The organism is Pantoea sp. AG702, assembly GCF_003182295.1.
GTDB classification, from domain to species: Bacteria; Pseudomonadota; Gammaproteobacteria; order Enterobacterales; family Enterobacteriaceae; genus Pantoea; species Pantoea ananatis.
The window spans coordinates 1-23,962 of the sequence record NZ_QGTU01000010.1; the positions used below are offsets into that span (position 1 = coordinate 1).

At 54.1% G+C, this 23,962-nt stretch carries 17 protein-coding genes and 1 riboswitch; of the genes, 5 read left to right on the forward strand and 12 right to left on the reverse strand.

Annotated elements, in window-relative coordinates:
- Positions 1–323: 323 nt before the first annotated feature.
- Both murI and btuB read right to left on the reverse strand, forming a co-directional pair.
- Positions 324–1,175, reverse strand: coding sequence for a glutamate racemase (gene murI, locus DFO57_RS20285; RefSeq protein WP_013027670.1), 852 nt, complete (start codon positions 1,173–1,175; stop codon positions 324–326).
- Positions 1,120–2,976 carry a TonB-dependent vitamin B12 receptor BtuB gene (gene btuB / locus DFO57_RS20290; RefSeq protein ID WP_105079986.1) on the reverse strand — a complete coding sequence of 619 codons (1,857 nt, stop codon included), beginning with the start codon at positions 2,974–2,976 and terminating at the stop codon, positions 1,120–1,122. Before btuB ends, murI begins: the two co-directional genes overlap by 56 nt.
- A gap of 66 nt (positions 2,977–3,042) precedes the next feature.
- Positions 3,043–3,226: riboswitch (cobalamin riboswitch) on the reverse strand.
- Between the two features lie 121 nt (positions 3,227–3,347).
- Here btuB and trmA point away from each other — a divergent pair.
- Entirely contained in the window at positions 3,348–4,451 is a 1,104-nt protein-coding gene (trmA, locus tag DFO57_RS20295) for a tRNA (uridine(54)-C5)-methyltransferase TrmA (RefSeq protein ID WP_013027672.1), read from the forward strand.
- Positions 4,452–4,483: 32 nt separating this feature from the next.
- On the opposite strand, the gene DFO57_RS20300 is transcribed toward trmA, so the two are convergent.
- Both DFO57_RS20300 and fabR read right to left on the reverse strand, forming a co-directional pair.
- Positions 4,484–4,837: a YijD family membrane protein gene (locus DFO57_RS20300; RefSeq protein WP_014604773.1), complete on the reverse strand. Its 354-nt coding sequence runs from the start codon at positions 4,835–4,837 to the stop codon at positions 4,484–4,486.
- A 14-nt stretch (positions 4,838–4,851) separates the two neighbouring features.
- Complete coding sequence (gene fabR / locus DFO57_RS20305) at positions 4,852–5,499, reverse strand: HTH-type transcriptional repressor FabR (RefSeq protein ID WP_013027674.1); 648 nt, start codon at positions 5,497–5,499, stop codon at positions 4,852–4,854.
- 193 nt (positions 5,500–5,692) lie between these two features.
- Here fabR and sthA point away from each other — a divergent pair, with 193 nt between their 5' ends.
- A complete protein-coding gene (gene sthA, locus DFO57_RS20310) occupies positions 5,693–7,093 on the forward strand; it encodes a Si-specific NAD(P)(+) transhydrogenase (protein ID WP_013027675.1) in 1,401 nt (466 codons plus the stop codon).
- On the opposite strand, the gene oxyR is transcribed toward sthA, so the two are convergent.
- From oxyR to argC, 5 genes are all read right to left on the reverse strand, one after another.
- Complete coding sequence (gene oxyR, locus DFO57_RS20315; RefSeq protein ID WP_015699323.1) at positions 7,076–7,993, reverse strand: DNA-binding transcriptional regulator OxyR; 918 nt, start codon at positions 7,991–7,993, stop codon at positions 7,076–7,078. The two genes, sthA and oxyR, sit on opposite strands and share 18 nt — an antisense overlap.
- A 355-nt stretch (positions 7,994–8,348) precedes the next feature.
- Positions 8,349–9,722: an argininosuccinate lyase gene (gene argH, locus DFO57_RS20320; RefSeq protein ID WP_014604772.1), complete on the reverse strand. Its 1,374-nt coding sequence runs from the start codon at positions 9,720–9,722 to the stop codon at positions 8,349–8,351.
- Positions 9,723–9,810: 88 nt separating this feature from the next.
- On the reverse strand, positions 9,811–11,028 hold the full coding sequence (locus tag DFO57_RS20325) for an argininosuccinate synthase (RefSeq protein WP_013027678.1): 1,218 nt from the start codon (positions 11,026–11,028) through the stop codon (positions 9,811–9,813).
- 24 nt (positions 11,029–11,052) lie between these two features.
- Positions 11,053–11,829: an acetylglutamate kinase gene (argB, locus tag DFO57_RS20330; protein WP_013027679.1), complete on the reverse strand. Its 777-nt coding sequence runs from the start codon at positions 11,827–11,829 to the stop codon at positions 11,053–11,055.
- Between the two features lie 14 nt (positions 11,830–11,843).
- The gene (gene argC, locus DFO57_RS20335) at positions 11,844–12,848 is read right to left on the reverse strand and encodes an N-acetyl-gamma-glutamyl-phosphate reductase (protein ID WP_104932989.1); all 1,005 of its coding nucleotides are present in this window, start codon (positions 12,846–12,848) and stop codon (positions 11,844–11,846) included.
- A gap of 168 nt (positions 12,849–13,016) precedes the next feature.
- Here argC and argE point away from each other — a divergent pair, with 168 nt between their 5' ends.
- The 3 genes from argE (at position 13,017) to DFO57_RS20350 (ending at position 19,161) form a co-directional block, all read left to right on the forward strand.
- The gene (argE, locus tag DFO57_RS20340) at positions 13,017–14,165 is read left to right on the forward strand and encodes an acetylornithine deacetylase (protein ID WP_110015641.1); all 1,149 of its coding nucleotides are present in this window, start codon (positions 13,017–13,019) and stop codon (positions 14,163–14,165) included.
- A gap of 350 nt (positions 14,166–14,515) precedes the next feature.
- The gene (gene ppc / locus DFO57_RS20345) at positions 14,516–17,164 is read left to right on the forward strand and encodes a phosphoenolpyruvate carboxylase (protein WP_013027682.1); all 2,649 of its coding nucleotides are present in this window, start codon (positions 14,516–14,518) and stop codon (positions 17,162–17,164) included.
- Between the two features lie 362 nt (positions 17,165–17,526).
- Positions 17,527–19,161, forward strand: a complete 1,635-nt coding sequence (locus DFO57_RS20350; protein WP_014594876.1) for a methyl-accepting chemotaxis protein — start codon at positions 17,527–17,529, stop codon at positions 19,159–19,161.
- Between the two features lie 93 nt (positions 19,162–19,254).
- Here the strand turns inward: DFO57_RS20350 and metF are convergent, their stop codons facing one another.
- The 3 genes from metF to metB form a co-directional block, all read right to left on the reverse strand.
- Entirely contained in the window at positions 19,255–20,151 is an 897-nt protein-coding gene (metF, locus tag DFO57_RS20355; RefSeq protein ID WP_014604771.1) for a methylenetetrahydrofolate reductase, read from the reverse strand.
- Positions 20,152–20,359: 208 nt separating this feature from the next.
- A complete protein-coding gene (locus DFO57_RS20360; RefSeq protein ID WP_064352936.1) occupies positions 20,360–22,795 on the reverse strand; it encodes a bifunctional aspartate kinase/homoserine dehydrogenase II in 2,436 nt (811 codons plus the stop codon).
- Positions 22,796–22,797: 2 nt separating this feature from the next.
- Complete coding sequence (metB, locus tag DFO57_RS20365; protein ID WP_014594879.1) at positions 22,798–23,958, reverse strand: cystathionine gamma-synthase; 1,161 nt, start codon at positions 23,956–23,958, stop codon at positions 22,798–22,800.
- Positions 23,959–23,962: the final 4 nt, after the last annotated feature.

Sequence of the window (23,962 nt, forward strand, 5' to 3'; positions counted from 1 at the left end):
TCGTGAGGCTTTGATATTTTTTACGTCCGGAGACGCTGATATCAATCCTGCGAGTGCCCACACAGATTGTCTGATAAATTGTTAAAGAGCAGTGCCACACTTCTCTGTGGCGCGGGCTGCATATATTACGCTTTCCGCTTTATCAGTCAAGCACTTATTTTTGCTTAACTGACCGGTTCGAATCGTTCTGAACCTTACTTAACCCGGCGCTTCGTATTCCGTTGTGCCGTGTCAGTGGAGGCGCATTATAGGGAGTTCTTTTCGGCTGACAAGGGCTAATTTCAATAAATTTTCCGAGTGCTGTTTTTTTCAACGAAAACCTTCTAAAGCGCCAGTTTTTCAAGCAATGGGAAGCCATAACGCTGCAAAACCGGTGACAATTGCACCGCTTCGCCATCCAGCTCGGTACAAAACGCCACGTTTTGCAGTGACGATCGGACTTCAGGGGCTTCATTTTCCAGTAGCCATGCCGTTCGTCTGGCTATGGCTGCCCCAGAATCAATTAAACGCGTCCCTTCCGGCAGGATCTGCTGCAGCTCATCGCGCAGCAAAGGAAAGTGCGTACAGCCTAACACTACTGTGTCCGGCGGCTCTGCCATACGTAACCAGGGTTGCACAATGCGCCTGATTTCATCTATCGACACCTCTTCGCCATGGAGTTTGGCCTCAGCCAGCTCAACCAGTTCGGCTGAACCCAACATTTCAATCTTGCAGGTTTTGGCAAACTGCGACACCAGCTCATGCGTATACGAGCGACGAACCGTCGCGCGCGTTGCAAGCAGCCCGACCACACCGTTACGCGTTAGACGCGCAGCAGGTTTAATCGCAGGCACTACGCCGACGACAGGAAAGGCAAATCGCTCACGTAATGCGGGCAGTGTCACGGTGCTGGCGGTATTGCAGGCGATGATGACCAGGGAAATGGGATGACGGCGGGTAATGGCATCAACAATCGCCACGACGCGCTCGACAATAAAGGTCTCGGTTTTCTCTCCGTAGGGAAAGCCCGCGTTGTCGAACGCATAAAGATAGTGCAGGTCCGGCAGAAGTTGCCGAACCTCATCATAGACAGAAAGCCCGCCTACGCCGGAGTCAAACACCAGCACAGTCGGGCGCAGGTCAGAAGCTGTAGCTTCCGCTGAGGTAATACTCTCTTCCTGGAGTCTGATAGCCATACGCTGTCTCGTAATCTTTATCGAACAGGTTGGCGATTCTACCACGAACGGTAAGATGTGATGTGACCGGATACGATACGGCGAGATCCCACAGGCTGACACCGCCCAGCTTTACCGTTTCAAGCGTGTTGAAATTGGTGTCGTAACGCTGGCCAAGATACTGATAACTTACTGACCAGTCGAAATCATACAGCGTTAAATCCAGCTGATATTTAAACTGTTCTTTTGCCCGACGAGCCAGCCATTGATTTGTCGTCGCATCGCGAGCATCAAGATAGTCAAAAGATAATGAATGAGAGAGCACGCCAGTATCAAAAGATGCCGTTGTTTCAACGCCTTTTATCCGGGCCTGGTTGACATTGTAATAGCGATTATTGGTATAGGAGATCAAATCATCAATATCATTGCGGTATCCCGACATTCGCCAGTTAACCGGGCCTGTCAGGCCTTCAAAACCCCCTTCCCATTGTTTGCTTTTCTCTGGGTTGAGATCCGGGTTACCGCCAAAGCCACTGTATAGCTGTCCAAAATTAGGGGCGTTAAATGCCGTGCCATAGTTGGCAAAGACACGATAACCTTCTACAAATTCCCAGGCTGCGGCTGTCTGCCATGTGGTATGCCAGCCAAACTGGCTATTGTCATCCCCACGAAGTGCGCCTTCCAACGTCACATCGCCAAATTTTTGTTGGGTCGTCGCGTAAAGGCCGGTGTTGCGCTGTTCGTAGCCCTCACTCAGGAAGTTTGTCCCAGGCTGAGTCGCCTCTTTTTGCCAGTCGACGCCGCCGCTGAAGGTGCCGTGCTCTGCTTGCAATGTGTTGCCCCATTGCACGTTATACTGCTCAATGTCATCAAAGGTCGCGGTACTGTCATATCGCCCCAGTTGAGGGCTGTAGTTAATGTCTTTGGTATGGCTGTAACTGGCCACCAACTGCGTTGAATAGATGCCCTGATTGAAGCGCAAGCCGCTATCCCAGCTTTGACTGTAGAGTTGGCGAGTATCAACAAACGCATTGGGATCGAAAGATACCTGCTGTCCATCGTAGGCAGTGCGGTTGTCAAAACCATAGCCACGGACAAAACCACTAAATTGATCGTTAAATTGGTGCTCCACCGTGCCAAAGAGGGTTTTACTCATAAAACCATCACGATCGGGCTGGGCCGCGCTAAAGGCATCAGGCAGGTTAGCCACCACATCATACCCTTTGGTATAGGTATAATTCCCCGCCAGAGTGGCTGTGGTCGCCTCACCCAGCCGCTGCTGGGTGGACCCATCGTATGCCTGATAGCCGTTAGAACCCACACCTGCGGTCAGCGTGGTGCCGGGCTTATCGCGGCCCGTAATAATATTCACGACGCCGCCGATGGCATCTGAACCATAAACCGCCGAACGTGCACCCCGGATGTATTCGATTCGTTGCACCAGCGACAGCGGGATCTGGCTGAGATCGGAAGAACCCGAAATCCCAGCCTGGTTAAGACGAATACCGTCGATCAGTACAAGAACATGGCTGGAATTGGTTCCACGAATAAACATGGAGCTTAACTGCCCCAGTCCACCGTTTTGAGCAATATCCACCCCCGGCAAACGCCGCATGACATCAATGAGGCTTTTGGACTGCCAGCGATCAATCTCTTCACGCGTAACCACGGTCGTCGGGGCCAGCACCGACGACACTGGCTGTTGAAAACGATTGGCGGTCACGATTTGCGTATCATCATTACCCTGCGCAAAGCCATTTTGCGCCCAGAGGGAAATCGCCGTTGCGCTGAAGGCAAACAGCGAGGCTTTTGTTTTACTCATTTTTTATCGCATCCAAAAGAAAAAGGATGCCGCAGGCATACAATCGATAGCACGCGATGACTGTAAGAGTGGCGACGTCACACCGGCAGGTCTTCGGGCTGGGAATCATAGCAGGTGATGACTTCCCATCCCGCAGGACAGTGTCTGCAATTGCAATCACCCTGACATTCCTTACCGCTGCGCGTCAGCTCCAGATTCACACTGGATTCCCTATTAACTCAAGGCTGAGGCCGGTGCCAGCAGTCTACGAAGAGCGCATGAGCAAGTCCAGACTTCCGCACGTCGTCTTTCTGCGCCAGCGTACAAGACTGGACATCGGCAGGTGAATGCCTACAATCGCCCGGCAAGTAAGCTCTTAACCAGGATTAAACATGACACCCGAACATCTCCCTGTTGAACAGTATGACGCGCAGCTGGCGGAAAAAGTCAGTCGGTTAGAAACGATGATGACGCCATTCGCTGCGCCCGCCGTGGAGGTGTTTCGTTCACCCGTCAGTCACTACCGCATGCGAGCAGAATTCCGCATCTGGCACGAAGGTGATGACCTCTACCATATTATCTTCGATCAGGAGACGAAACAGCGCATACGCGTCGATCAGTTTCCTGCGGCCAGTGAGTTAATCAATCAGGTCATGCCAAAAATGATGGCGGCCATTCGGGACAATCGTCTGCTGCGCCACAAGCTGTTTCAGATCGACTACCTGTCCACGATGAGTCATCAGATCGTGATTTCGCTGCTCTACCACCGCAAACTGGATGAGGAATGGCAGCAGGCCGCCAGCACGTTACGCGATCAGTTGCGGGCCGAAGGTATTGATGTCCAGCTGATTGGCCGCGCGACCAAGACCAAAATCTGCCTCGATCGAGATTATGTCGATGAGCGTTTGCCGGTGGCCGGTAAAGAGATGATTTACCGTCAGGTAGAAAACAGCTTTACGCAGCCTAACGCCGCCATGAACATTCAAATGCTGGAATGGGCACTGGACGTCACCACGGGTTCTCGCGGCGATCTGCTGGAGCTCTACTGTGGTAATGGCAACTTCTCGCTGGCGCTGGCCCGAAATTTCCGCCGGGTACTGGCAACAGAAATCGCCAAACCTTCCGTAGCGTCAGCGCAGTACAATATTGCCGCCAACCAGGTTGATAACGTGCAGATTATTCGCATGGCGGCCGAAGAGTTTACGCAGGCGATGAATGGCGTGCGCAGCTTTAACCGGCTGGAAGGGATCGATCTGAAGAGTTATGACTGCGAGACGATCTTTGTCGATCCGCCGCGCAGCGGGCTGGATGAGGAAACAGTTAAGATGGTGCAGGCTTATCCTGCCATTCTCTATATTTCCTGCAATCCGCAAACCCTGTGCGACAATCTGCGGATACTGGCGCAAACGCACGACGTCACGCGGCTGGCGCTGTTTGACCAGTTCCCGTACACCCACCATATGGAATGCGGCGTGCTGCTAACGCGTAAAGCGTAAAAAAACGGGAACCTGAAGGTTCCCGTTTTTAATTACCGATTGCGGTTGCGCTTGTAACGCAGGGCAATCCAGAACACCAGCCCAACCATCAAAATGGTCGGGATGAAATTAGAGCCAATATCCGGGTACTCTGCCCTGACCAGCGCGCTGTAAACCAAAATGCCCAGCAGGAAAAAGGCGGCAGCAAGGCCGGGAACGCCATCCGGCATGTTTTTGTTCAGATAACGCTGATGCAGGCACCAGGCCGACAGCCCCAACGCAATCAGTGGAAAAATAGAAAAAGGAACAAAAGCACTAAACAGCACGGAGAACGAGCCGTTCATAGCAAGGCCGGTAATAAAAGCCAGCAACATCGTGCCTTTATCACGGGAGCTTGGGTGGGTCATGGCAGGGTCCTTATTCATATCTCTTCAGGTTTATCCAGGGTTACCGCCAGGCGTTCTTGTTCCCGGCGATACCAGTAATAAGCGCCTTTGGCGATCATGCGTAACTGTAATACCAGACGATCTTCCAGCTTACGTCGCTGCTCGATATCAATGTCCAGCGCTTCAGCACCCGCGCTAAAAACAATCGTCACCATCGCTTCAGCCTGCGCTTCGGTGAAGCTGCGCGGCATGCGATTTTCGACCTCAAGATAGTCAGCCAGTTCAGCAATAAAATGTTGAATTTCACGTGCAACAGCAGCGCGAAAGGCCGCAGAAGTCCCTGAACGTTCGCGCAATAACAAGCGAAACGCATTGGGGTTATTCTCGATGAACTCCATGAATGTGGCGATAGAGGTTTTAATAATGCTGCCACCTTTTGCGATACGCTGGCGTGCCTGGCGCATCAGCTGGCGCAACATCAGTCCACTTTCGTCAACCATCGTCAGACCTAACTCATCAACATCTTTGAAATGCCGATAAAAAGACGTGGGCGCAATGCCGGCTTCCCTGGCAACTTCACGTAGGCTCAGGCTGGCAAAACTGCGCTCGGCGCTGAGCTGACTGAATGCAGCTTCGATGAGTGTACGCCGTGTACGTTCTTTTTGTTGCGCTCTGACACCCATTCTCTCTGCCTTGTGAGGTTCTGAAACAGCACTATAACAAAATATTCAGCGTACAGTCGGGCAAACTTTGTGACGGCTTGTTAAACACCACTGAAAGGCAAAACGTGATGAAAATCGCTGTTAGAATTCAGAAGTGCGCGGTGAGATGTTAGAATCTCGTTGTAAAAATGTATAAATAATAGGACGTATCGGTATGCAAAAGTCTTACGATTACGATGTTATAGTGATTGGTTCAGGACCCGGCGGCGAAGGTGCGGCGATGGGACTGGTCAAGCAAGGCGCACGCATCGCGGTTATCGAACGCTATCACAACATCGGCGGCGGCTGTACTCACTGGGGAACCATCCCTTCAAAAGCCCTCCGTCACGCTGTTAGCCGCATCATCGAGTTCAATCAAAATCCCCTTTACAGCGACCACACCCGACTGCTTCGTTCATCCTTTGCCGATATCCTTAATCACACGGAGAGCGTGATCAACCAGCAAACGGCGATGCGTCAGGGTTTTTACGAGCGTAACCGCTGCGAACTCTTTCAGGGCGATGCCCATTTTGTTGATGCCAACACGGTCGAGGTAGAACATCATGACGGTACGCGCGAAAAACTGACCGCCGAGAAGTTTATCATCGCCTGCGGTTCACGCCCTTATCATCCCCACGATGTCGACTTTACCCATCCACGCATTTACGACTCCGATTCTATTCTCAACCTGCACCATGAACCTGGCCACGTGATCATTTATGGCGCCGGTGTCATTGGCTGTGAATATGCTTCTATTTTCCGTGGACTTAACGTCAAAGTTGATTTGATTAACACCCGTGACCGGCTGCTGGCATTTCTTGACCAGGAGATGTCCGACTCGCTGTCCTATCACTTCTGGAACAGCGGCGTGGTGATTCGTCACAATGAAGAGTTCGAGAAAATTGAAGGCGTAGATGACGGCGTGATCATGCACCTTAAATCCGGCAAGAAAGTAAAAGCGGATTGCCTGCTGTATGCGAATGGTCGTACCGGTAACACTGATTCGCTGTCGCTGGAAAATGTCGGTCTAGAAGCAGACGGACGTGGCCTGCTGAAAGTGAACAGCATGTATCAGACAGCTCAGCCGCACATTTATGCGGTAGGCGACGTGATTGGTTATCCAAGTCTGGCATCCGCTGCTTACGATCAGGGCCGTATTGCCGCGCAGGCCATTATGAAAGGTGAAGCCTCAGCGCATCTGATAGAAGACATCCCGACCGGGATCTATACCATTCCGGAAATCAGTTCTGTGGGGAAAACCGAGCAGCAGCTGACGGCAATGAAAGTGCCATACGAAGTGGGTCGTGCTCAGTTCAAACATCTGGCGCGTGCGCAAATCGTTGGAATGAATGTGGGTAGCCTGAAGATCTTGTTCCACCGCGAAACCAAAGAAATTTTAGGCATTCATTGTTTTGGCGAGCGCGCGGCGGAGATCATCCATATCGGTCAGGCGATTATGGAGCAAAAAAATGGTGGCAACACAATCGAGTACTTTGTGAATACCACCTTTAACTATCCCACCATGGCCGAAGCCTATCGTGTTGCGGCGTTAAACGGCTTAAACCGCCTGTTTTAACGTCGTATCGAAATAGCCTTGCATGTGCGTTCGGATTGCCTCTGCCAGTTGTTCATAACGACTGCGCAGGGGTGAACCGGGACGGTATACCAGTGCGATAGTGCGTTGGGGGACCGGTTTGTAGCACGGGAGATAACAAACGCCGTCACGAATACGCTGATCCGGTACGGCCAGTGCAGGCAGTAACGTGATCCCGCTTCCCGCCGCAACCATATTGCGCAAGGTTTCCAGGCTGGTCGCGCGGAAATGCGTATCTTCGTCTGCACCTGCTTCAAAGCAAAAGCCCATCGCCTGATCGCGCAGGCAATGACCGTCTTCCAGCATTAGCAGCTTTTCGCCCGCCAGATCGGACATCGGCACGCGGTCACGATCGCGCCATGGGTGATCTTCATAGACGGCCAGCTTCATCGGCTCATCAAACAGCGGGACCTCGATAAAGGCTTCGCTTTCTTTCACCAACGCCAGAATCGCACAGTCCAGTTTGCCGCTGTCGAGCTGCGCCAGCAGTTGCTGCGTCTGCGCTTCATGCAGATACATTTCCAGCTTTGGAAAGGTCTGATGCAGCATTGGAATGATCTGCGGCAGCAAATAAGGGCCGGTCGTGGGGATAAGCCCAATATGCAGTGGCCCTGACATCGCTTCGCCTTGCTGACTGGCCATCTCTTTCAGCACTTTGACTTCACGCAGAACGGTACGCGCCTGGTCGACCAGCAACAGGCCGGCCTGAGTAAACAGCACTTTGCGGCTGGTACGCTCCAGCAGCATGACACCTAATTCGTCTTCTAATTTACGGATCTGTCCGCTCAACGTGGGCTGACTGACATGGCAGGCATCCGCTGCACGTCGGAAATGACGATGTTCAGCAAGCGAAACCAGATATTCAAGATCACGGATATTCATTATTACCCTCCATTCCACGATAGCTCGTGGCGATAGATAGAATAGCAACCAACGATTGGCCCTATCAAGAGCGGATGGGAATAATGCCCACATCAATTCAGATTCATTGCCACCCAGGGAAATGTTTTCTGAACGTTGAAAACGGTGTTCTCCCTGTTTTCAACAGTCGTGAGCCCTTCGCCAAAAAAAAGACGAGAAGCGCTGTCAGGCTTCCCTAAAACGCGTAGAGGGTAAACGTTACGAATCTGAGCATCGGCCGGGAGCGCCGCGGCTCTGATGATGTGCCTAAAATAAAAGTAGTTTCTGAAGCTAGAGGTTGGCGGGCATCTGATGCCCGCTTTTTTTTGCCTGCCGTTTACGCTAAGCGTGTTTTGGCATCCGCGATAGCACGGGCAACCTGACCGGGCGAAACCCCACCCTGCGCATTACGCTTATCCAGACAGGATTTTAGGGCCAGAACAGGATAGACATCGTCCTCTATCACGCTACTAAACTGCTTTAACTGCGCCAGCGTCAGCGCTTCCAGCGCAACGCCCTGTTTTATCGCTTCAACGACCGTTTCACCGACAATGTGGTGAGCCTCACGGAACGGCACGCCTTTGGCAACGAGGTAGTCAGCCAGCTCGGTTGAGTTAGCGTAGCCCTGCTCTGCCGCTTCCTGGCAGCGAGGACGTTTCACCTGCAGGCCATCCAGGACAAGAACCGACATGTGCAGGCAGTCCAGCCAGGTATCCAGCGCGTCGAACAGCCCTTCTTTGTCTTCCTGCATGTCTTTGTTGTAGGCGAGCGGCAGACCTTTCAGCGTCATCATCATTCCGGTTAACGCGCCCTGTACACGGCCACACTTGCCGCGAATCAGCTCCAGCGCATCCGGGTTTTTCTTCTGTGGCATCAGGGATGAACCCGAGGTGACTTTATCTGAGAGTTCGATAAAGCCGGCTTCGCCTGTGTTAAAGAAAATCATGTCTTCAGCAAAGCGCGACAGATGTACCATACCGATTGACGCATCCGAGAGCAGTTCCAGAACATGGTCACGATCGGACACGGTGTCCAGGCTGTTACGCGTGGCAGAAGCAAAACCTAACCAGCCAGCCAGCTGCTCACGATCGATGTCATACGCCGTTCCTGCCAGCGCGCCACAACCCAGTGGGCTAATATCAAGACGCTTCAACGTATCCTGCAAACGGCTTTCATCGCGCGCCAGCATTTCAACATAGGCGAGGCACCAATGCGCAAAGGTCACCGGCTGCGCCCGCTGCAAATGCGTATAGCCCGGCATCACCGCGTCCTGGTTCACTTCGGCGGTGGCGACCAGCGCCTGCTGCAGCTCACGTGTGGCCCCCAGCAGTGCGGCGACCTGCTCCTTACACCACAGCTTCAGGTCGGTGGCTACCTGGTCATTACGGCTACGGCCGGTGTGCAGTTTTTTGCCCAGCGCGCCGACTTTCTCGATCAACTGGCCTTCAACCCAGCTGTGAATATCTTCGGCATCACTTTGCAGAATTTGCTCAGGATTGGCACGAACCTCTTCCAGCAATGCATTCAATGCGGCTTCCAGCTGCTGCTGCTCATCACCGGTCAGAACATTTACCGTCACCAGCGCTTTGGACCAGGCCACTGAGCCAATGATGTCCTGCTCAGCCAGGCGGTAATCAAAACGCAGCGAGTCGTTGAACTGTTTGAAACGTTGATCTGCTGCCTGGGTAAAGCGTCCACCCCAAAGTGCCATGTGAATCTCCTTCAAGTCGTTAAACCAGGGGCGGCCTGAAAGCCGCCCCTGAGGTCATACTGAGAGGCGAGGCGATCCTCGCCTGCGATTACTTCTTCTGCTCGTTCAATGCACGAATACGTGAAGAGAGTGAGAACAGACGGATAAAGCCGCCGGCATGACGATGATCGTAAACTTCGTCTTCGCCGAAGGTTGCAAACTCTTCGGAATACAGGCTGTTGGCTGAACGCTTCTGCGTCGCCGTGGCCTGGCCTTTGTAAAGTTGCAGGACCACTTCACCGTTGACTTCTTCTGCCAGCGACTCTGCCGCCGCCTGGATAGACTTACGCAGCGGTGCAAACCAGCGACCATCGTAAACCACATAGGACATTTCATGGCCCAGCTGCTCACGCCATTTGAAGCTGTCGCGATCCAGAACCAGTTGCTCAACCGCACGCAGTGCGTTAACCATGATGGTGCCGCCGGGAGTTTCGTAACAGCCGCGTGATTTAATGCCCACCAGACGGTTTTCAACGATATCGATACGACCTACGCCGTGTTTAGCACCCAGCACGTTCAACTTTTCCAGACACTGGAACGGGCTCAGTTTCTCGCCGTTCACCGCGACAACGCGCCCTTTTTCAACGGTTACCGTCACGTCTTCAGGCTGATCCGGGGCTTCCAGCGGATCAACGGTCCAGACCCAGCAATCTTTATTCGGCGCATTAGACGGGCTCTCCAGCACGCCGCCTTCGGTAGAAATATGCCAGGCGTTTTCATCACGGCTGTAGATTTTTTCCAGCGAAGCGGTGGTCGGGATATTGCGCTCTTTCAGATAATCCAGCAGCGCTTCACGTGAACGCAGGTTCCATTCGCGCCATGGCGCAACCACTTTCAGCTGGGGTGCCAGCGCGGTATAGGTGGTTTCAAAACGTACCTGGTCATTGCCTTTACCGGTCGCACCGTGGCACAGGGCATCAGCACCGACTTTCAGCGCCAGCTCAACCTGCGCTTTAGCGATGATAGGACGCGCCATTGAGGTGCCCAGTAGGTAAGTTCCTTCATACAGCGCACCGGTCTGCAGCACCGGATAAACGTAGTCGCTGATAAACTCTTCACGCAGATCAACCACGTGGCATTCTGATGCACCCGACTGCAGCGCTTTCTTCTCAACGCCTTCCAGATCGCTACGTTCCTGGCCGATATCAGCCACAAACGCGACCACTTCACAGCCGCCATAGTTTTCTTTCAGCCAGGGAATAATGGCGGAAGTATCCAGACCACCAGAGTAAGCCAGAACGATTTTTTTGATGTTTTGCGTTTGCATTTCGTAATCCTTGAATCTGAGTCGTTAAGCGAGAATCCGGGTGCCAATGGACACACCGTTAAAAAGGTCGGGCAGTTGCTCGGCATGACGCCAGCTGGCGATATCAACCGGGCGGCCCAGCGTGCGCGCAGCATCCAGCGCTGCGTTCACTTTAACAATCATGCCATCGGTGATGATGCCCTGCGCAATCAACTGTTCAGCTTTGTCAGCCGTCATCTCTGCAATGCGCTGGCCTTTGCCATCGAGAATGCCACTGACATCCGACAACAAGACTAAATCAGCACCCAGCGTTGATGCCAGCGCCGTGGCGGCCTGATCCGCATTGACGTTCATTAACTGGCCGTCATCGGTAATGCCAATTGAGCTGACAACAGGCATATAACCCGCCGCAAGCAATGTATTGACCAACGCGGGATTACCCGGCGTGGCGTGGCCCACATGACCGAGTGCTTCATCCAGCTGCGTGACATTAACCAGGCCTGCATCGCCCAGGCAAAGGCCTACCGCGTGAATGCCATATTTTTTCGCCCAGGCCAGCAGGGTTTTGTTCGCGGTACCCGCCAGTGCGCCGGTAATGATGTCGATCTGGTCGGCAGGCGTAACGCGTAAGCCGTTCTTTTTCTGCACCGGCAGCGCCAGTTTTTTCATCAGTTCATCGACCAGACAGCCGCCGCCGTGAACGACGATCAACGGGCGCTGATGCGCGGAGCGATAGGCCAGCAGCGCGTCAAATAAACGGGCCAGCGCTTCTTCGCTGTCTAACAGCACACCGCCCAGCTTGATAATCAATGGATTGGTCATGGTTTACTCGTCCGTTAAATCAGTGACTGCGTTTCAGGGAAACCGAAACGAATATTAAGGCACTGCACCGCCTGGGAGGCCGCGCCTTTGAGCAGGTTATCTTCTGCAGCCACCACAATCAGGTGTTCGCCCTGAACGGCGAACCCGATATCGCAGTAGGGTAGCCCGACAACCGCTTTCAGAGCCGGCACGCCCTGTTCGTACACGCGTACCAGCGGCTTATCGTGGTAGGCGTTATGAAAAGCTTCAGCAACATCATCACGGCTTACGCCGGCCTTCAGGCGGCAGGTAACGGTCGCCAGAATCCCACGCGGAAAACTGCCCAGGTGCGGGGTGAAAATCACCGGCGTTCCCAGGTGCGCCACAATCTCAGGATGATGACGATGATTAAAAATACCGTAAGGTTGCAGGCTGACTTCGCAGAAGCTGGTGCCGACATTCGCTTTGCGCCCCGCCCCACTCACGCCGCTGGTGGCGTTAATTACCGGCCACTGCGCGTCATTCAGCAAACCCGCATCTAACACGGGCTTCAACGCCAGCTGGGAGGCAGTGGGATAGCAGCCCGGTACGGCCACCAGCTGTGCTTCTTTAATTTTTTCCTGCTGGAACTCAGCAAGACCGTAAACGGCTTTATCCAGCCAGTCACCGTGCTGATGCGTAAAGCCATAAAACTGGGTGTAAAAATCGCCATCGTTGACGCGAAACGCGCCTGACAGATCGAACACCACACAACCGGCTTTTAGAAATTCAGGGGCCAGGTCATGGCTGACTTCGTGGGCGGTCGCCAGAAACACCACATCCACTTTGTCTGCCCATTCGGCGGCATCACTCAACGGCTGCAGCGGCAAATCCACCACGCCTTTCAGCTGTGGATGAAGATCGGACAGGCGCTTGCCCGCATCGAGACTTTGCGCAGATACCGCCAAAGCGGTTATGTTGATATGTGGATGGCGATTAAGGAAGGTGGCAAGCTCTACGCCAGCGTAACCACTGGCACCAACGATCAGCGTATTCAACATCAGGCTGTATACCTTTATTACAGTCACACGTTCCGGGTCGCGGCCTTGCCCCGTTGCCCACGATGTCGTTTGCAGCGATTTAAGGTTCACATGCACACGACGTTAATGTATTTTTATTCACTATTAATGCATGAATATTGATACATCCTAACTCAAGGACCGTCAACAGTGAAGACAAAATTACCGCCTTTTATCGAACTATACCGCCAGTTGATCGCTACGCCGTCGATCAGCGCAACCGATGCCGCACTCGATCAGAGCAATGAAACTTTAATCAATTTACTGGCTGGCTGGTTCCGCGACCTGGGTTTTGCTGTGGAAGTACAGCCCGTACCCGGAACACGTCATAAATTTAATATGCTGGCGCGCACCGGAAACGGCGCGGGCGGCCTGCTGCTTGCCGGGCATACCGATACCGTTCCGTTCGATGATGGTCGCTGGACTCGCGATCCCTTTACCCTGACCGAACATGACAACAAGCTGTACGGTCTGGGCACCGCCGATATGAAAGGCTTCTTTGCGTTTATTCTGGACACGCTACGTGATGTGGATATGACAACCCTGAGTAAGCCGCTGTACATTTTGGCGACCGCCGATGAAGAAACCACGATGGCAGGGGCGAAATATTTTGCAGAGTCCACCCAGCTTCGCCCCGACTGCGCCATTATTGGCGAACCGACCTCGCTAAAGCCGGTGCGGGCGCACAAAGGCCATATATCTAATGCGATTCGCATTCAGGGACAATCGGGCCACTCCAGCGATCCCGGACGCGGCGTCAATGCCATTGAGCTAATGCATGAGTCGATTACCGAACTCATGCAGTTGCGTAACACACTCAAATCACGTTACCACCACGATGGCTTTGCCATCCCCTATCCGACCATGAACTTTGGTCATATTCACGGCGGCGATGCGGCAAACCGTATCTGTGCCTGCTGCGAATTGCATATGGATATTCGGCCCCTGCCGGGCCTTACGCTGAGCGATCTCGACGGGCTGCTAAATGAAGCACTGGCACCGGTAAGCGAACGCTGGCCGGGACGGATCACCATTGAAGAACTGCATCCACCGATTCCCGGCTACGAGTGCCCCGCTGATCATGAACTGGTTAAAGTGGTAGAAACGCTGCTGGGGATTCAGACGGAAGTGGTGAATTACTGCACTGAAGCGCCTTTTATTCAGCAACTCTGCCCAACCCTGGTACTGGGCCCAGGATCGATCAATCAGGCGCACCAGCCAGACGAGTTTATCGATACCGCATTTATTAAGCCTACCCGTGCACTGATAAGCCAGGTTGTGCAGCATTTCTGTCACTAATTATCATTAATCGGGGCATTTCACTGAATTAACAGCAAAATGCCCCGCCATTCTGCGGGATTTGATAATAAGAATAACTTATCCCGCTTCTCCCCTATCAAATTCCATGAATTTCCAGCAGTTAGCTGCATGTTTCCTTCACTTTAAGTCAATTGACGAACGGATGATTACGTGGCTAGATAAAAGACGATGTTATACCTACGGGGCAATCATCCCACTTTATTCAGCTTGCGACAGGCAGCAACTGAAGAACCTCGGGCAGTACCGAGAGGACAACGTTGCTGGCTTTTGTGCTGCCTGAAAAGACCGGGTATAGAGGTTTATCAAGACGATAAGGGTGTCAGGGTCACATGAACGAACAATATTCCGCAATGCGAAGTAATGTCAGTATGCTCGGCAAACTGCTCGGGGATACGATTAAGGATGCGCTGGGAGAGAACATCCTGGACCAGGTGGAAACCATCCGTAAGCTGTCTAAATCATCCCGTGCTGGCAATGACACGCATCGTAAGGCGTTGCTGAATACGCTGCAGAACCTGTCAAATGACGAGTTGTTGCCCGTCGCACGTGCTTTCAGTCAGTTCCTGAACCTCACTAACGTGGCTGAACAGTATCAAACCATTTCCCGCAGCGGCGATGGCGCGAATCATCCCGAGTTGTTAAAAAAGACCTTCGAAACGCTCAAACAAAACAATCTTAGTGAAAGTGCTATTCACGCGGCGATTGAATCCCTGTCGCTGGAACTGGTGTTGACCGCCCATCCCACAGAAATTACGCGTCGTACGCTGATTCATAAACTGGGCGAAGTTAACAGCTGTCTTGAACAGCTCGATCACAGCGATATTTCTGACTACGAGCGTAACCAGATTATGCGCCGCCTGCGCCAACTGGTCGCTCAGGCCTGGCATACGGATGAGATCCGTAAATACCGTCCAACGCCCGTGGATGAAGCCAAATGGGGCTTTGCCGTCGTTGAAAACAGCCTGTGGGAAGGCGTACCTGCGTTTCTGCGTGAGCTGAATGAACAGGTAGAAGAGACGTTTGGCATTAAGCTGCCGGTCGATTTCGTTCCGGTGCAGTTTACCTCCTGGATGGGCGGTGACCGTGACGGCAACCCCAATGTCACGGCCTCCATCACCCGCCACGTCATGCAGCTCAGCCGCTGGAAAGCCACCGACCTGTTCCTGCGTGACATTGGCGTACTGATTTCAGAACTGTCGATGTCTGAATGCAGCCAGGAAGTGGCCGATCTCAGTGGCGATCCTGAAGCGCTCGAACCTTATCGCGTGATTTTGAAGCGTCTGCGCAGCCAGCTAATGAGCACGCAGGCTTATCTGGAACGTCGCCTCAAAGGCGAACGTTTACCACGTCCGGCTGACCTACTGGTCTCTAACGCTCAGCTTTGGGACCCGCTGTATGCGATCTATCAATCCCTGCAGCAGTGTGGCATGAGCATCATTGCCAACGGCCAACTGCTGGATACGCTGCGCCGCGTGAAATGCTTCGGCGTGCCGCTGGTCCGCATTGATGTTCGTCAGGAAAGCACCCGTCACACCGAAGCCATTGCAGAGATTACCCGCTACCTTGGGCTGGGCGATTATGAGAGCTGGTCAGAAGCCGACAAGCAAGCGTTCCTGATCCGCGAGCTGAACTCTAAGCGCCCTTTACTGCCGCGCAGTTGGGAACCGAGTGATGAAACCCGCGAAGTGCTGGAAACCTGCAAAGTGGTAGCGGAAGCGCCTCAGGGCTCTATCGCCGCCTATGTGATTTCGATGGCAAAAACGCCGTCGGATGTGCTGGCCGTCCACCTGTTACTAAAAGAAGCCGGTATACCTTTTGCGATGCCGGTTGCACCGCTGTTTGAAACGCTTGATGACCTCAACAATGCCAACGATGTGATGAGCAAGCTGCTCAACATTGACTGGTATCGCGGCTTTATTCAGGGCAAACAGATGGTCATGATTGGCTATTCCGACTCGGCGAAAGATGCCGGCGTCATGGCGGCCAGTTGGGCGCAGTATCAGGCGCAGGATGCGCTGATTAAAACCTGCGAAAAAGCCGGAGTGTCACTGACCTTGTTCCACGGACGTGGCGGTACTATCGGTCGCGGCGGCGCGCCGGCACATGCTGCACTGCTGTCTCAGCCGCCAGGCAGCCTGAAGGGCGGCCTGCGCGTTACCGAGCAGGGCGAAATGATCCGCTTTAAATACGGTTTACCGGAAGTGACTATCGCCAGCCTGTCGCTCTATACCGGTGCGATACTGGAAGCTAACCTGATGCCACCGCCGGAACCTAAACCGGAATGGCGCAGTATTATGAATCAGCTTTCTGCGGATTCCTGTGCCATGTACCGGGGCTACGTGCGCGAAAACGCCGACTTTGTGCCCTACTTCCGTTCAGCCACCCCAGAGCAGGAACTGGGCAAGCTGCCACTGGGTTCACGCCCGGCCAAACGCCGTCCTACCGGCGGTGTGGAATCCCTGCGCGCCATTCCCTGGATCTTCGCCTGGACCCAAAACCGTCTGATGCTCCCGGCATGGCTGGGTGCAGGTGCGGCGCTGCAGCAGGCGATGCTGGCAGGCCATCAGGATCAGCTCGAAGCGATGTGTCGCGACTGGCCGTTTTTCTCAACCCGCCTCGGTATGCTGGAGATGGTGTTCTCTAAAGCAGACCTGTGGCTGGCGGAATATTACGACCAGCGACTAGTGGACAAATCCTTGTGGCCATTAGGTCAACAGCTGCGTGACCAGCTGGATGCCGATATCAAAGCCGTGCTGACCATCGCCAACGATTCACACCTGATGGCGGATCAGCCGTGGATTGCCGAATCCATTGCCCTGCGCAACGTGTATACCGATCCCCTGAACGTACTGCAGGCTGAACTGCTTCACCGTTCACGTGCTCAAGAAGCTCGCGGTGACGAACCGGATGCGCGCGTCGAACAGGCGCTGATGGTGACGATTGCCGGTGTCGCTGCTGGCATGCGTAACACGGGTTAAGTCCATTCTCGTCAGGACGGTCCGCTCAGCCTGTGCGGCCGTCCTTAACCCACCCGCGCTCGGGTGAGTTTGCCCGTCTCAAATACGCACCCTCTGATGATTGCCTGCTGTTTTATCTAATGTTTTACCCCTTCACCCACAGCGTCCTTAAGACCATTTCATCTGGTCAAGTGCATTACCTCAGAAATTATTACAGTTTGATTACAGTTAGCCTATAAACCTTATGCCTTTGTGGTCGTTACTCTTTATACGGGTCAAAAATCACCCGGATTGATCGTTAAAAAGCCACACACTGATTCACAAACCACACTGACAGAAGGCAGTGAGGCCTTCGTGCTTATCATTAACATCAGGGTAACAGTATGAATAACATCAGAATAGGAATACGGCTCGTGGCGGCTTTTGGCTTCATGGGTATGCTTGTCATTTTCATGGTCCTGATCGGTATTACCAAAACACGTTCTCTGGCCGACGCTAACAGTGAGATCGCCGGGGGCCTTTACGCCAAGGCATCCGAATCGGCCATGCTGTCATTTTATGCGCAAGATATGAGTCGTCTGGCGCGCATTGCCGTACTCCAGCCGGATCCGGCAAAAACAGAAAAAGCGCTTAACAGCTATCAGCAGGTCAGAAGCCAGGCCGACAGCCTGATGCAGGTGCTGGATAAAGAGGTTGCCTCCGTCACTGGCAGACAACTTTTTTCCAACATCCAGTCTCACGCGGCGCTTTTTCTGCCGCTAATGGATAAGGTCGTTGCACTTGCTCAGCAAGGTAAAAAAGAGGAGGCCGACCAGCTGTTACAGGCCTCGGGAGACAACATTCAAACGGGCTATATAGCCTCCCTTCAGGCATTAAAAGATCACCAGGAAGCGCGGATGCAGGTTGCAGAGCAAACTTCCCATAGCGATCGAACCAATGCGTTGCGTTTACTGGCGGGCGCCGGTGCCGTTGCGCTATTTCTGGCGGGATTGTCTGCCTGGCTTATTACGCGCAGCATCACCCGGCCCCTTAATCAGGCCCTGATTGCCGCACAGCGCGTGGCAAAAGGTGACCTCAGCGAGCCTGTGCAGGTCACTCACACCGATGAAACCGGCAAACTGCTGGTGGCAATCCGGGAGATGCAGGAGGCACTGGTTCAAACGGTCAGCCTGGTGAGATCCAATGCGGAAAGCGTCGCCTCTGCCAGTAGTCAGATAGCGCAGGGAAATGCCGACCTGTCACAGAGAACCGAAGAGCAGGCCAGCGCGCTGGAGCAGACGGCAGCCACCATGACGCAGCTTGGCATGACGGTGAAAAATAACGCCAGCAATGCGCAGCAGGCCAGTCAGCTTGCGGTCAATGTGCGTAATGTCGCCAACGAAGGCAATGATGCCACGGCAGCGATTACCAGCACGATGCGCACCATTAAAGACAGCTCAGGGAAAATCGCCGACATCACCGCCGTTATTGACAGTATTGCCTTCCAGACCAATATTCTCGCGCTGAACGCAGCAGTAGAAGCCGCGCGCGCGGGCGAACACGGTAAAGGTTTTGCGGTGGTTGCCAGCGAGGTCAGAACCCTGGCGCAACGTAGCAGCACGGCCGCAGGTGAAATTCGCCAGTTAATTGACGCCAACGCCCGCAGCGTGGGGCAAGGTGACGAACTGGTTGCACATGCCACCGCGACGATGCAGAGCATCGTCACGGCTGTAGGTCACCTGAGTGATACCGTTGAGGAAATTACCTCAGCCAGCGCCGAGCAGGCCAGAGGCGTAGAACAGGTGGGCATCGCGGTAACCGAGATGGACAGCGCCACACAGCAAAACGCCGCATTAGTGGAAGAATCCGCCTCGGCCGCGAACAGCCTCCGGGAACAGGCACGACAGCTGCTGCAGGCGGTCTCAGTCTTTCGCTTTAATAACACGACACAGCAGGTGCATAGCGTACCGACGCTCAAAAACCCCTCGCGAGTGAAACCGGCTCAACCCTTGACCCATGAAGGCTGGACACATTTTTAATGCGTGGCACATCAGGCTGCTGTCAGCCCTGTATATGCAATGGATGAGACATTCAGAACCGACGCGGACACGTCGGTTTTTTTATGGCCATCTTCAGGCGGCAATTCCCGGACGCACACCTAAGGTATGACAAATGGCATAGCTCATTTCTGCCCGGTTCAGAGTATAGAAATGAAAATCTTTTACGCCCTCACGCGACAGGATTTTCACCATGTCCATGGCGATGTTCGCCCCCACCATTTTGCGCGTTTCAGGATCCTCATCCAGCCCTGCAAACATGGCATTCATCCAGCCCGGAACGCGTACATTGGTCAGGGCGGCAAAACGCTGCAGCTGTTTGAAATTTGATACCGGCAAAATGCCCGGCACGATCTCAACATCAATGCCGGTGGAAACGCAGCGATCACGAAAACGCAGATAGCTTTCAACATCAAAGAAGAACTGGGTAATGGCACGGTTAGCGCCAGCATCAATTTTACGTTTCAGGTTAATCAGGTCAGCCTGGGCACTTTTTGCTTCGGGGTGGACTTCCGGATAGGCCGCGACGGAGATATCGAAGTCACCGACCTCTTTAAGCAGCGAAACGAGATCGCTGCCGTACATTTCCGGCTTACCGCTATTGGGTGGCAGATCGCCACGCAGCGCCACGATATGGCGAATACCGTTATTCCAGTAATCCTGTGCAATGGCTTGCAGCTCATCCCGGGTAGCGTCAATACAGGTCAGATGCGGCGCAGCTTCGAGCCCCGTACGTTCTTTAATGCCTTTAATGATGCTGTGTGTGCGGTCACGCTCACCCGAGTTCGCCCCGTAGGTTACAGAGACAAAACTGGGCTTCAGGCTGCTCAGACGATGGATGGAGTTCCACAGCGTTTCTTCCATTTCACTGGTGCGCGGCGGGAAAAACTCAAAAGAGACACTAATTCGCCCGTTTAGCTCTGCCAGGCTCTGATTGAGCGCCTCGCGCTGATTGGCATGAAAGAAACTCATCCTGCTACCTCCGCCCACATCGGTTATCTGTTAACCTGTAAACATCTATACGTTTAGACGTCCAGACACTCAAAGTGAACCATTTTCCCGCAAGCGTCAACTGATAAATCATCCCAGGAAGTGACAAATATTCAGTCGATGTGAAAGGGCTTTTTATATGAGGATGTTAGGGCAGGACAGGCGCCGAAGCGCCTGGAGAAAAGCAACGTCAGAGGAGTCGGGCAAGGCGATTAATATCAGACTGGATAGCGCCGGCGGTAACGTCCCGGCCTGCACCAGGTCCGCGGATCACCAGCGGATTATCGCGATACCAACGGCTGTCGATGGCAAACACGTTGTCACAAGGCAGTAAGGCGGCCAGAGGATGCTCCGGACGTACCGCTTCGACGCCAACACGTGCTTTGCCGTTAGCATCGAAGCGCGCAACATAGCGCAGCACCAGCCCCATCTCCTGCGCGGCTTCAAGCCGTTGCAGCATCTGCTCATTAAGCTCGTCGCCATTCTCGAAAAAGTGATCTATTGATTCATCTTCGCAGCTCTGCGGCACCAGCGACTCGACGCGCACCTGATCCGGCTCGATGTTATAGCCTGCTTCACGTGCCAGAATCACCAGTTTGCGCATCACGTCCTGACCCGACAGATCGACGCGAGGATCCGGTTCCGTCAATCCCTGCTGCCACGCCTGATCCACCAGCTCGGTAAAGGGCACCGTGCCATCAAATTGCAGAAACAGCCAGGACAGCGTTCCGGAGAAAATACCGCTGATCGACAAAATCGTGTCGCCGCTTTCCCGTAAATCGCGCACCGTATGGTTTATCGGCAGACCTGCGCCCACGGTGGCGTTATACAACCAGTGGCGGCCGGTTTTTTCAAAGGCATCCCGAATCTCGCGCCAGGTTTGCGTATCCGATGCTCCCGCCACTTTATTGGCGCTGATGACATGAAACCCATGGCTGGCAAAATCAAGATATTGCTGTGCCAGCGGCTTACTGGCCGTCACATCCAGCACAACCAGATCATCGTAAGGGTGCGCACGCATCCACAGAAACAGCGACTCTTCATCGCGCGCTTCCGCTTCATCGTCAAAGAATGCCAGTGCGCGACTGGCGTCCAGACCTTCATAGCTCAGCAGGCTGCGTTGGCTGTCCACCACGCCCGCTAGCACAAACTCGAAACCGGTGCGCGCCGACAACGTTTCCTGCTCGCGGGCAAACAACTCCAGCCAGCGAGAACCGATGTTGCCCTTGCCAAACAACATCAGGCCAATGCGCTTTTCTGCCCGAAACAGGGAACTGTGCAACCCCTGAATGAGATGCTGAGTAGGGCCAACGCGCAGCACCGCAACCACGCTAATGTGCTCTGGCGACTGGCTGATAAATTCGACCGGCTGATCTTTTAGCTGCTGCCAGAAACGGTGCGTGTGCAACGGGTTGCGCGTGACGCCAGCGCCAACCAGCGCGACCAGCGCTAAACCTTCACGTAACTGCAAATGTCCAGGTAAGCCGGCGTCCTGCAATAAAGTAAAGGCACTGTTCACCACTTCAGAGGTGTAGCACAGTTGCAGCAGCTGACGATCGGGATGAATGCCCATCGCCAGCGGACGCATCTGCGCGCGCGTCAGCAGCTGATCGATCTCTTTTTGAAACAGCGCAAAATCGTGCTGCTCAGGAAGTTGGATCTCTACCAGGCACACGTCGTCGTGGCTGGTGACGATGCGGGCGCCCGTACCGGACGCGAGGACGCGCTCGATACGGGTAGATCCCTGTTCCGGCTGATAGCTGCAGCGTAACTGCAAATCAATATCGCTGCCCGAGACCGGCTGTAAGGTGCGGGTATGCAGTACCGGGGCTGCCAGACGCGCCAGCTCACTGGCCTCATCCAGGCGCAGCAAGGGCAGCAGACAGGCATCAGAGACTTTGCGGGGATCGGCACTGTAAACGCCCGCCACATCGCTCCAGATCGTCACACGTCCCACACCTGCCAGCGCACCAATCTGCGTGGCAGAGTAGTCAGAACCGTTACGCCCCAGCAGTACCGTTTCGCCCGCGTCATTGCCGCAGATAAAGCCGGTTACCACGATGCGTTTATGCGGATGCTGGGCCAGCAGCGTTTGTAACAACGGCCAGGATTTGCCTTCATCTACCTGCGGCTGGGCGGCCCGTTCCGCGCGCAGAAAATCGCGTGCATCCAGCCAGCAGGCATGAAGATCCTGCTGGTTCAGCACCGCTGACATTAAACGTGCAGACCAGATCTCACCATGGCCCACCACTTCCGCATAGACCGCTTCTGTGACGTCACCATCCAGTAACGCCGCCAGTTTTTCGAGGTCGCGAATAAAGGCAGTAATTAAGGGTTCGGCTATTTCGGCAGGTAACAGTGCACTGATGAGCTCACTCTGATAGCGACGTAATGTCTGCTGCACCTGATGTGCGGACAGTCGGTCGCTCTGGCTCAGCTTCAGCCAGCTAATCAGCTGATTGGTCGTCGAGCCCGCGGCCGATACGACCATCATGTCACCTGGCTGGCTGTAATCCGCCATAATGCTGGCGACACGCTGGTAGCAGCGTGCATCTGCAAGGCTGCTGCCACCAAACTTGTGGAGCTGTCTGTTGTTTGGCGTTCCTGCGCCAGCTGAACTCGTCATCATCAATCCTCGGCTGCGATCCGGAATGCATTATCCAAATCGGCAATTAAATCTTCGTGGTCTTCAATACCTACTGAAATACGTAGCAATGTTTCAGAGATGCCTGCTGCGGCCCGGGCCTCTGCAGACATACCTGCATGGGTCATGGTCGCCGTGTGTGAAATCAAGCTTTCAACGCCGCCCAACGATTCCGCCAACGTGAACAACTCAAGCGCTTTGAGGAAACGGCGCAACCGGGCTTCATCGCCGTCCAGCTCAAAACTGAGCATGGCACCGAATCCACGCTGCTGGCGTGCAGCGAATTCATGTCCCGCGTTTTCCGGCAGTGAAGGATGATACAACGTTTTCACCAGCGGCTGTTGCTTGAGATAATCAACAATGGCTAACGCATTACGTTGCGCAGCGGCCATACGTGGGCCCAGCGTGCGCATTCCGCGCAGCAGCAGATAGCTGTCAAAAGCGGAGCCGGTGACCCCAATATTATTGGCCCACCAGGCTAAATCGGTCGCCGCCTGCGGATCTTTAGCAATCACGGCACCGGCTACCACGTCAGAGTGGCCATTCAGGTATTTGGTACAGGAGTGAATGACCAGATCCGCACCCAGTGCCAGAGGATTTTGCAGTGCCGGACTCATAAAGGTGTTGTCCACGACGCTCACGGCGCCCGCCGCACGCGCCGCTGCGCAAATGGCGGCGATATCCACCACGCGCAATAGCGGGTTACTGGGGCTTTCAACCAGCACCAGTTTAGGCTTCTCATCCATTGCCGCCTGCAGCGCAGCTTTATCACCCTGATCGACAAACTTCACCCGGTAAGCGCCCCGCTTACTCAGACTGTCGAACAGCCGATAGCTGCCGCCATAACAGTCGTGCGGCGCAACCAGCAGATCGCCAGGCTTCAGGAACACGGTTGTCACCAGATGAATCGCGGACATGCCGGTATTGGTTAGCACCGCTCCCGCTCCGCCTTCCAGCTCTGCCAGGGCACGCTGCACCACATCACGCGTGGGGTTACCACGACGGGAATAGTCATGCGCACGGGGCTCATTGAAATCATGGAAGTTATAGGTGCTGGAAAGGTGGATGGGCGGGACAACGCAGCCGTATTGCTCGTCGTCATTCAAACCGCTGCGCACTGCGATGGTTGCCTGTTTACGCGTCATAGGG